Origin of the sequence: Tenacibaculum sp. L6, from assembly GCF_028823685.1 — a bacterium.
Classification (GTDB): Bacteria; Bacteroidota; Bacteroidia; order Flavobacteriales; family Flavobacteriaceae; genus Polaribacter.
Window position 1 is genome coordinate 1 of sequence record NZ_JAPEHZ010000073.1, and the last position, 10,407, is coordinate 10,407.

A 10,407-nucleotide genomic window follows, 5' to 3' on the forward strand; every position below is an offset into this window, starting at 1 on the left:
TACCTTTTCTTTAATGATTTCTAAGGCTTTTCTAGCTTCTTCTTTGGTTGCATAACTAGCAAAGGCTACTTGAGTTAATCCATACTTGTTTTTTCCAAGAATTGTAGCTTCATACCCTTTGCTTTCTAACTCTGCTAATTTGTTTTCAGCATTGTGTACATCTTGAAAAGCGCCTGCGATAATATGAAAGTTCTTAGCCTCTTTGCTAACGTTTAAATTAATCGTTGGTAACGGATTCTCAATCACAAAAGTAGCCGATTGAATTTTCTTTTGTACCGACTCTTCCTGATTAGCTAATAATTCTTGCTGTTGTTGATTCTGAATTCCATTCCAACCTACATAGGCAACTCCAACAAATACTGCAGCTGCAGCGGCTCTTCTGATATATAAAGGAATTGTTTTGCTTTTCTCTTCAGAAACAACAGGCAAAGGTTTTACAGTTACTTCTTTTACTCTTTCTACCGAAGGAGTAGTAACCTCTGCTAATCCGAAAGATGCTGTTAAGAAATTACTTGTAAGGTTTGGTTCAAAAACTACTTGACCAGCTTCGTTTAATGCTAAACTTCCAACCGACGCAACTTCAACAGAAGTTGTTTTTAAGTTTTTATTCCACTCTGCAACTTCATTTGCAATAAAAGTAGTAGCTTCTTCAAAAGAAATATTTTTATCAGAAGCAATATAGTTAGCCAATAACCCATCATTATGCTGTAAATACGCATTAAATGTTAATTGTTTTTTTGGCGGATAAAAAGTATGAGTAGTAGTATTTACCCTTGCACCAATGGTGTTGGTTACAAATCCTCCAAAATTAGGAACAATTACGCAGTCGTATCTATATAATAAATCGTTGATGTAGTTGGCTAATGTCATAAGAACAAATATAGCTTTTTCAATGTATAGTTTCAAGTGATTGTTCAATTTTTATTAACAGTTTTTTGTATATTGAAAATCAAATTATTGCTGTATGAATTCTGAAAAACTGCTTGCTGTACTACGATTACAGGCTACCAAAAATGTAGGTGATATCTTGGCAAAAAAGTTAATTACTGCTGTTGGAAGTGTTGAAAATGTGTTTAAAGAAAAGCCTCATGTGCTACATAAAATTAACGGAATTGGAACACAGGTAACTCAGCATCTTTTTGATAAAAACAACTTAAAAAGAGCAGAGGAGGAGCTCAACTACATTCAACAAAACAACATTGTTTTTTCTTATTTTTTAGAGGATGATTATCCGCAAAACTTAAAGCATTGTGTCGATGCTCCCATCCTTATTTTTAAAGATGGAAACCTAAACCTCAACAACGATAAAATCATATCGATAGTGGGCACCAGAAACATGAGTTCGTACGGACGTGATTTTTGTAATCAACTTATTGAAGAACTAAAAGAATACAACCCAATAATTGTGAGTGGATTTGCTTACGGAGTAGATATTTGTGCTCACAAAGCGGCTATAAAAACCAATTTACAAACCATCGCTGTCTTAGCACATGGTTTGGAAGAAATTTATCCGAAGACACATAAAAAATATATTCACGAAGTAAATAATAATGGCGGATTTATCACCGAATTCTGGCACGATGAACAGCCAATGAGAGAAAATTTTCTAAAGCGAAATCGTATTGTGGCGGGAATTTCCAAAGCGACTATTATTATTGAATCTGCTGAAAAAGGAGGTTCGTTGGTTACTGCAGATATCGCCAATTCGTATAATCGTGATGTGTTTGCGCTATCAGGAAGAGCTACAGATATTTACAGTAAAGGATGCAACAACCTAATCAAAAATAATCAGGCGCATTTATTAACTTCTGCTGAAGATATTGTAAAAATGCTTAATTGGGACATACGGCAAGCTGCAGTACCCAAGCAAGAAAAGTTATTTGTTGAACTTAATTCTTCCGAACAAAAAATTTATGATTATTTACAACAAAACGGAAAACAATTACTCGATGATATCGCTATTAACTGTGAATTACCAATTTATCAACTTTCTTCTATCTTAATTCAACTGGAATTAAAAGGCGTTGTAAAACCCTTACCTGGAAAAATGTTTGAAGTTTAATCGCAGGGCGATTGCCAAGAGTTTTGTTAAGAATTAACAAATATTATTCCAAAAAAATAAATTCAAGTATCTTTGAAAAAAGGTTCTTAAATGAAGTCAGAAAACAAACTTATATCACAAAAAAAACCAGCGTTTCCCGTTACTAAAAAGTTAGGAAATTATTTGAAAAGACATAATCGTACGATTCAAATTCCTATTTTTTATGATGATTTGTTGCGTTTTCAAGGATCAATTGTAGTGTATGATAAACACGAAAACGACACCTTGTGGGTACGTGTATATTACAATGAGTTTGAGCGACAAGAAATAGATTTAAGCCTTAAAAAAATCTATAATATTCTGCATTCTAACGGTTCTGATGCCAGTATACAACACTTAAATATTGATGCTGTTGATTATTGCACCTTCGGAAATTCAAAGCCTTTTCGAGTAAAAGTTCGAAATATTTTAAACGATAACTACACCTATTTTTACGTAAAAAAAACGGATGCATCTCGTATTTACGGTTTAGAACTTGAAGATATTTTATCACCGTATAACTTGAACTTTTTAGTGTATCAAGACACCTTAATCGAGGAGCATATTTCAGGAATTCCAGGTGATGTCTTTATTAATGATTATTTAGATAATTGTATTGAAATTGAAAAAGCACAAATAGCCAAAGAGTTTGTTAAGTTTAACGAACGTTGTATGATTCGTTTATTGGGTGATATGCGTTCGTACAACTACGTTGTGGTGCCTACACACGATTTTGAAAATGTAGTGTATAAAATCCGTCCGATAGATTTTGACCAACAATGTTATGAGGGAAAATTTAAAGTGTATTATCCGCAGTTTTTTAAAGAAAACCTAAAAATGGTTCAATTAGTAGCAGATAAACTTACCTCATCATCTATAGAACAATATCAGTTAGAAGAACGATCAATTGTAGCCAAAAGAATTTTAGGGTCTCGAGCTCGTTTAAATCGCTTGATAAAAGCGATGAAAGCTGATAATATTTCGATTCCTAAAAACATTGAACGATTAAAAGCTGAAATTTTTGATTTTACAGGAGATATTAATTTTAGAGATAGTGATGGAATGGGAGAGATACTAGACAGTGCACTCACATTTGTTCGTAGAAATTACGAAGATGTGAGTATGAAAACCATTATACAGCAACAGCAAAAATTGTATTAACGATTTCTACTTCGAATACTCTCAATAATCACTGTTGCTAGAATTAAACTTCCACCAATAAATGTGTTCCACGTGGGAACTTCCTTTAGGAAAATAAAGGCTAAAATAATTCCGAAAATAGGTTGAACACTGCTAATTATACTTGCAGTTGATGCGGTAAAAAATTGTAGTGAATGCACCATTAAACTATGTCCGATAGCTGTGGTTAACAACGCTAATAACAACAAGTAGGGGAGTTGCTCTTGAAATCCTGAAACATCCATAAAAAACAATACTGGAACTAATAAAACTGTAATGATTACCGTTTGATAAAACATGAGCATTACCCCGTTGTATTGCTGTACATATTGTTTTAAAATTAAGATACGAATCGCATACGACAAAGCGGAAAGTAAACCAAATAACACTCCTTGAACCTGTGTGTTTTTAATATCGAAATCTGGAGCTAAAATGTACAAGCCTAGCAAAACCAATAATCCTAACACAATATGAATCGGGTTGAATTTAATTTTTAAAAACAAGGGTTCTAAAAAGGCAATCATTACTGGAAAAGTATACAACGACAACATTCCAATAGCTACATTCGATAGTTTTAAAGCGTAGAAGTAGGTAATCCAATGTGCACCCATTAAAATTCCACCCATTAAAAACGGAAACAAATGTCTTTTTGATTGTATGGTTAAATCAATCTTTTTAAATCGGCAAAACACATACAAAATCACCATGGCAAACACCGAACGAAACCATACAATAACTTCCGAAGGCATTGCAATATATTTACCTAATACTCCTGAAGTGCTTATAAACAGGGTTGCTAAAATAATTCCTGATAGGTTTTTAATATGGTTGTTTTGCATGGGCGTAAAAGTATGTCATTTCGAGTGAAACGAGAAATCTTAAGAAAATGAGTTACTACATTGATTGAGATTTCTCGCTACCGCTCGAAATGGGACAGTTTCTTTGTTTCGTCATTGCGAATGGACACTGAGCGAAGTCGAAGTGGAAATGAAGCAATCTCTAAGTTTTAATTGTCACATCGAGTAAATTTCTTTTTCGATAGAAAGAAGAAATTTGTATCGAGATGTATATAGACTAGTTCTCGATACAGTTTTCTCTCATTCTAATCGTGAAAACCACTCGAACTGACAAAGCTTAATTATTAAACTTCTTCTTTGATAAGTTAGGTAGTTTTTCAAACTTATTATTTATAAGAGCTTCTTTTTTTACTCTTGACCATTTTTTAATTTGTTTTTCTTTTTAAATAGCCATTTCTACGTTAGTAAACTCACAATAAAAGACTAATGAAACAGGTCTTCTTTTTGAAGTATAGCTATCTTTAAAAGTTCCATTTTGGTGTTGAAATATTCGTTGAGACAGGTTTGAAGTTACTCCTGTGTAATAGGTTTTGTCTGAACATTGTAATATGTAAACAAAGTATATTTTCATTTTAAAATTTATCAACGAATTATTCCTTTTTACAGAAATTACGATTTATTTTTTTCCGTTATTGCTAAGGGAGCGTGCCCATATTTTGGTTATGAGTTTACATTGTCACATCGAGTGAATTTCTTTTTCGATAGAAAAAAAGAAATTTGTATCGAGATGTATATAAACTAGTTCTCGATACAATTTTCACTCATTCTAATCGTGAAAACCACTCGAACTGACAACTTCTTTGTACCGTCATTGCGAGCGAGGAATGACTTTTTATACTTTCTGTAAGGTTTCTAACGCCTTGTGTACACTATCAATTTTAATAAAAGTGATGAGTAAACGCAATCCGTTTTTGGTTTTCTTTTCTTTCATTACACAACTCTTCGGATTTTGCTGTACGTACCTCAACATTTTGGTAAACGCTTCGGTTTGGTAAAAAGCACTTTGCTGATCGGCTACAAAATATCCAATTAATCGTTTTTGCTTTAAAATCACCTTTTCTAAACCTAATTCTTTCGCCAACCATTTAATACGAACACTGTCTAATAAATCGGCCACTTGGGTTGGATATTCTCCAAAACGGTCGATAATTTCGGTCTCAAAGGTTTGTAATTCTTCTTCTGTAGTTAAGGTTCCTAATTTATTGTATAAACTCAAACGTTCGGTTACCGAATTCACATAATCATCTGGGAACAGAATTTCAAAATCGGTATCAATTTGTACCTCTTTTACATACTCTTTTGGTGCATTTTCATCCGTAGGGTATAAGTCTTTAAACTCATTTTCCTTCAGTTCTTCAATGGCTTCGTGTAAGATTTTCTGATAGGTATCAAAACCAATATCGTTGATAAATCCGCTTTGTTCACCTCCTAACAAATCTCCAGCACCACGAATTTCTAAGTCTTTCATGGCTATGTTCAGTCCGCTTCCTAAATCAGAAAACAACTCTAATGCCTGAATTCGTTTACGCGCATCATCGGTCATGTGGTGATACGGTGGCGTGATAAAATAACAGAAGGCTTTTTTGTTCGAACGTCCTACACGACCACGCATTTGGTGTAAATCCGACAACCCGAAATTATTGGCGTTGTTGATGAAAATCGTGTTGGCATTTGGTACATCCAATCCACTTTCAATAATGGTGGTAGACACCAGTACATCAAACTCATTGTTCATAAAACCAAGCATGAGTTCTTCTAACTTTTTTCCTTCCATTTGTCCGTGACCAATTCCAATTTTCGCACTTGGCACCAAACGTTGCAACAATCCTGCTACTTCTTTGATATTTTCGATACGGTTGTGGATGAAAAATACTTGCCCACCACGAGAAATCTCGTACGAAATCGCATCGCGAATGGTTTCTTCACTAAAGCGAATCACATTGGTTTCTATAGGGTGACGGTTTGGTGGTGGCGTTTTAATCACGGATAAATCACGCGCCGCCATTAAACTGAATTGTAATGTACGCGGAATTGGGGTTGCTGTTAAGGTTAGCGTATCTACATTTTCTTTAATCGTTTTTAGCTTGTCTTTTGCTGCTACCCCGAATTTTTGTTCCTCATCAATAATCAACAATCCTAAATCTTTAAACTGAACTGCTTTATTGGTTAACTGGTGCGTTCCAATCACAATATCTACACTTCCATCAGCAACCCCTTCTAAAACGCCTTTGCGCTGTTTTGTGGTCCTAAAACGGTTCAGGTAGTCAATCGTAACCGGAAAGTCTTTTAATCGCTTAGAAAAGGTTTTAAAGTGCTGAAATGCCAAAACCGTGGTTGGCACGAGCACCGCAACCTGTTTTCCGTTATCTACGGCTTTAAAAGCCGCTCTAATGGCAATTTCTGTTTTTCCAAAACCAACATCACCACACACCAAACGATCCATCGGTTGTTCTTTTTCCATATCGGCTTTTACCTCTTGGGTAGAAGAGAACTGATCTGGCGTATCTTCGTATAAGAAACTCGCTTCCAACTCGTGTTGCATGTGCGTATCGGGTCCGAAAGCAAATCCTTTTTGAAGTCTACGTTTTGCGTATAGCTGAATAAGGTTAAACGCAATTTCTTTAACGCGGGTTTTGGTTTTCTGCTTGACTTTCTTCCAAGCATTCGACCCTAGTTTATATACTTTAGGCGGTTTTCCGTCTTTTCCGTTAAATTTGGAAATTTTGTGTAGCGAGTGAATACTCACGTATAAAATATCGCGGTCGCCATAAATTAACTTGATGGCTTCTTGCTTTTTTCCTTCTACATCAATTTTTTGAAGTCCGCCAAACTTTCCAATACCGTGGTCAATATGGGTTACATAATCGCCAACCTCTAATTTGGTGAGTTCTTGTAGGGTGATGGATTGCTTTTTCGCGTATCCGTTTTTGAGTCGGAATTTGTAATAACGCTCAAATATTTGATGATCGGTATAACAAACAATTTTACTATCAATATCCACAAATCCTTGATACAACGGAAACACAATGGTTTCATAAGAAACCTCTTCTTCGTGGTCGTCAAAAATATCGTGGAAACGTTGTGCTTGCTGTTCGTTAGAACATAAAATATAATTGGTAAATCCTTTGGCCGAAAACTCATTGAAATTCTGAATTAACAGGTCGAATTTTTTGTTGAAAGACGGTTGTGGGTGGGTATCGAAGTTGATGCTTACGTTAGTGAGATTTAGCTCCGCTGAACCTTGCGGTTTCTCACTTCGTTCAGAATGACGGTTTTTACCGATGTCAACCGTTGTAAAATCTTGTAGTTGATTACGTATGAGTTCTCCGTTGCAAAACAGTTCTTCGGGTTTTGCATGTTTGATTTCGGTAGATAATTCGTTAAACGATAGTTCTGCTTTTCGATAGAATTTATCTAGTGAATCACTTAGTAAATCTAAATTCTTAACGAAAACAGCGGTTTTTGCTGATATGTATTTTAAAAAGCTTTCTCTGCTTTCTTGTAGTGTTTTGTTTTCTACATTGGGCATAATGCTCACTTTCTTCAGTTTTTCTTTAGAAAGTTGCGTTTCTACATCAAAAGTTCGGATGCTGTCTACCTCATCACCAAAAAACTCAATACGATAGGGTTCGTCGTGTGAAAACGAAAACACGTCGATAATTCCACCACGTACCGAAAACTCTCCTGGTTCGGTCACAAAATCGACACGTTTAAAATGATATTCGAACAGTACTTCGTTGACAAAATCGAGCGATACTTGCTCGCCCACCACCACTTTTAGCGTGTTTTTTTCCAGCTCTTTTTTGGTCACCACTTTTTCGAACAGGGCAGTAGGGTAGGTAACAATAATCGCAGGTTTTTTACGAGAATTGATACGATTTAACACCTCTGAACGCAGGAGTACATTGGCATTGTCAGTTTCTTCAATCTGGTAGGGTCTGCGATACGAACCTGGATAAAACAACACGTTTTTATCGCCCAATAACTGCTCTAAATCGTTTTAAAAATTAACAAGTAAGGTTTATCGGCTTGTTTAAAAGTTTCGGAAATAACAAAAGACAACGAAGAACCGACCAAATTCGTGATTTGAAAATGGTGTGGGTCTTGTTGAAGCTGATGAACAATCTGTTTTACATTCTCAGATTGTTGATAGTGATTTACAATTGCTTGCTTGCTCAACGTACAAAAATTTTACGCAAATGTACGAGGATTATTTTTTGTGTGTGAGTTTGTAAGGGTGTTTGTGGTTTTAAAGAGTGTTTGTAGCTCCCATGAATGAGATTTAGCTACGCTGAACCTCGCGGTTTCTCCCTGCGGTCGAAATGACAACTGTTTTACTTTAAACAATTTCCTGTTTCAAAATCTTGTTTGGTAATTAATTTTTCGTTGATAGTATTGGTATCCCAATCCTGAGCTATAAACCATTGATTGTTTATTTTTTTCAACACCACGTGGAACCTTCCATAAGAAATAGTCGGTTTTTTATCTTTTTCTGTAGAAATAATTCGGTAATAACCTACTTCATAACCTGTATCTTCCTTATAAATTCTTTGATCGAAACAAAAATCAATCTGTCGTTTTCTGTTAATTGGTTTCTGATAAGAGTCTTCAATAGATTTTTTATATTCTGCTCCTATTCGAATACCATGTTTGTTTACTCTTAAAACATCATCAGTATGTAAACTGTTAAACGTTTTCCAATCTCGAGCTTCGAAAGAAGTTTTAAATGGTTTCCAAACTTGTGCATTAATTTCATTTTCTATGTCTTGTTGATTTTGTGAAAAACAAAATTGAAAATAGAAAAAAACAAAGAGTAGCTGCTAATTTCATTTTTTACCACAATTAAAATTTGCTCGACAACAAGTTAGTCATTTTTTTATACTTTTTTTCAAAATGATAAAAAATACCTATTTGGTCTTCAGTTTTTGGTTTTACAAAGCTAAAAACCTCATAAAACGATTTTAAACAACGATAACAACACGATATAGGTATTTGTATTACTATTCTTTAAAAACGTCTTAAACCATCAATTAAATAACCGTGTTTTATTACTCGTTTTTATGTGAAATAAAATAACTATAAAAAAAAATAATACTTTGTTTTTAAGGAGAATTGTTAACTTTCGGCGAAAGTTGACGGGCTTTAAACTTACCTGTTGATAGTATTTATAAAAATAAAATTATGTCAATATCAGATTTATATTCGAGCGGAAAACACAAACAAGAAATAGGGCATTTTGCCAGCATCGTAAAAATTGCTAAAGTTGATGGAATCATTTCTGAAGGTGAACAAGAATTATTAGATAGAGCTTCTAAAAAATTAAACATTAGTGAAGAAGAGTATACACTAATTTTAAAAACTCCTGAAAAATTTCCTGTAAACTCACCAGTAAGTTACGATGAGCGTATTGAACGTTTATATCTTTTAACTAAAATGATTTTTGCTGATGAAGAAGTAGCAAAAGAAGAAGTAGGTTTACTACGTAAAATAGCATTGGCTTTAAATTTTACTTCTGAAAATGTTGAAAAAGTTTGTGATGAAGCCATCCATTTAGTTTTAAACGATAATGAATTAGATGACTTTACTACGGCCATTAAAAATGTTAATATCAATTAATTCAATTATACTAAAATCCTTTAAAACCAGTTATTACTCATAAACAAATCCTCCCAAATGAAACATAAAATATTATTCATAACTATCTTTACCTGTTTAACAACGGCTGTTTTTTCTCAAAACTTAAACGATTCTTGGCAAATAGGTATAGGAGCAGGAATAACAAAATTTAGTGAAAGCGATGCCGCTTTTATTGGCGATCAATACTTATTTCAAGTACCAACCTTAAGTTTAACTATGCCTATTGGCGATCGTTTTTCTTTAGATGGAGCTATGTCATTCAATACAATTGATGATATCGGTTTTATCTCTAATTCAGCGAAGTATTTTTCTATGGATGCTTCTTTTCGTTATAATTTTGATGCTGTATTAGATAAACTTGCTCCGTATGTTTTTGTTGGAGGAAGTTTAGTAGATTCTGAACGTAAAATGACACCAACATTGAATATTGGTGGTGGTGGAATTTACTGGGTGAGTGATAAAGTAGGTATCAATCCTCAATTATATTACAAACACTCTTTTGAAGGATACGAAAGTATGCGTTCGCATATTCAAGGAACTTTAGGTATTGTTTTCAAATTAAATTGGAATAATAGTGGCTCTTCAAGCAGTCGTAGTTCAGCGAAACATTTAGGAGGTTGTATGATTTAAACCTCAGAATATAAAATAAAAAAA

9 protein-coding genes and 1 pseudogene are annotated in these 10,407 nt (G+C 34.1%); 4 read left to right on the top strand and 6 right to left on the bottom strand.

Annotated elements, in window-relative coordinates; translation table 11 throughout:
- Nucleotides 1–870: HU domain-containing protein (locus OU788_RS10795; RefSeq protein WP_274635176.1), on the bottom strand; the 870-nt coding region annotated here is incomplete at its 3' end.
- A gap of 94 nt (nucleotides 871–964) precedes the next feature.
- Here OU788_RS10795 and dprA point away from each other — a divergent pair.
- Both dprA and OU788_RS10805 read left to right on the top strand, forming a co-directional pair.
- A complete protein-coding gene (dprA, locus tag OU788_RS10800) occupies nucleotides 965–2,062 on the top strand; it encodes a DNA-processing protein DprA (RefSeq protein WP_274635177.1) in 1,098 nt (365 codons plus the stop codon).
- A gap of 90 nt (nucleotides 2,063–2,152) precedes the next feature.
- Nucleotides 2,153–3,241 (top strand): hypothetical protein, encoded by a 1,089-nt coding sequence (locus OU788_RS10805; RefSeq protein ID WP_274635178.1) that lies wholly within the window; start codon nucleotides 2,153–2,155, stop codon nucleotides 3,239–3,241.
- On the opposite strand, the gene OU788_RS10810 is transcribed toward OU788_RS10805, so the two are convergent.
- The 5 genes and pseudogenes from OU788_RS10810 to OU788_RS12990 form a co-directional block, all read right to left on the bottom strand.
- Nucleotides 3,238–4,098 carry a DMT family transporter gene (locus OU788_RS10810; protein ID WP_274635179.1) on the bottom strand — a complete coding sequence of 287 codons (861 nt, stop codon included), beginning with the start codon at nucleotides 4,096–4,098 and terminating at the stop codon, nucleotides 3,238–3,240. The genes OU788_RS10805 and OU788_RS10810 overlap by 4 nt on opposite strands.
- 295 nt (nucleotides 4,099–4,393) lie before the next feature.
- Nucleotides 4,394–4,687, bottom strand: a pseudogene (locus OU788_RS10815) (GIY-YIG nuclease family protein).
- A gap of 261 nt (nucleotides 4,688–4,948) precedes the next feature.
- Nucleotides 4,949–8,098, bottom strand: coding sequence for a transcription-repair coupling factor (gene mfd, locus OU788_RS10820; protein WP_446751487.1), 3,150 nt, complete (start codon nucleotides 8,096–8,098; stop codon nucleotides 4,949–4,951).
- Between the two features lie 8 nt (nucleotides 8,099–8,106).
- Entirely contained in the window at nucleotides 8,107–8,295 is a 189-nt protein-coding gene (locus OU788_RS12985; protein ID WP_446751488.1) for a hypothetical protein, read from the bottom strand.
- Nucleotides 8,296–8,450: 155 nt separating this feature from the next.
- Entirely contained in the window at nucleotides 8,451–8,879 is a 429-nt protein-coding gene (locus tag OU788_RS12990) for a YybH family protein (RefSeq protein ID WP_446751489.1), read from the bottom strand.
- Between the two features lie 418 nt (nucleotides 8,880–9,297).
- On the opposite strand from OU788_RS12990, the gene OU788_RS10825 reads away from it, so the two are divergent.
- Both OU788_RS10825 and OU788_RS10830 read left to right on the top strand, forming a co-directional pair.
- The gene (locus OU788_RS10825) at nucleotides 9,298–9,732 is read left to right on the top strand and encodes a TerB family tellurite resistance protein (RefSeq protein ID WP_274635180.1); all 435 of its coding nucleotides are present in this window, start codon (nucleotides 9,298–9,300) and stop codon (nucleotides 9,730–9,732) included.
- 57 nt (nucleotides 9,733–9,789) lie between these two features.
- On the top strand, nucleotides 9,790–10,383 hold the full coding sequence (locus tag OU788_RS10830; protein ID WP_274635181.1) for a hypothetical protein: 594 nt from the start codon (nucleotides 9,790–9,792) through the stop codon (nucleotides 10,381–10,383).
- Nucleotides 10,384–10,407: the final 24 nt, after the last annotated feature.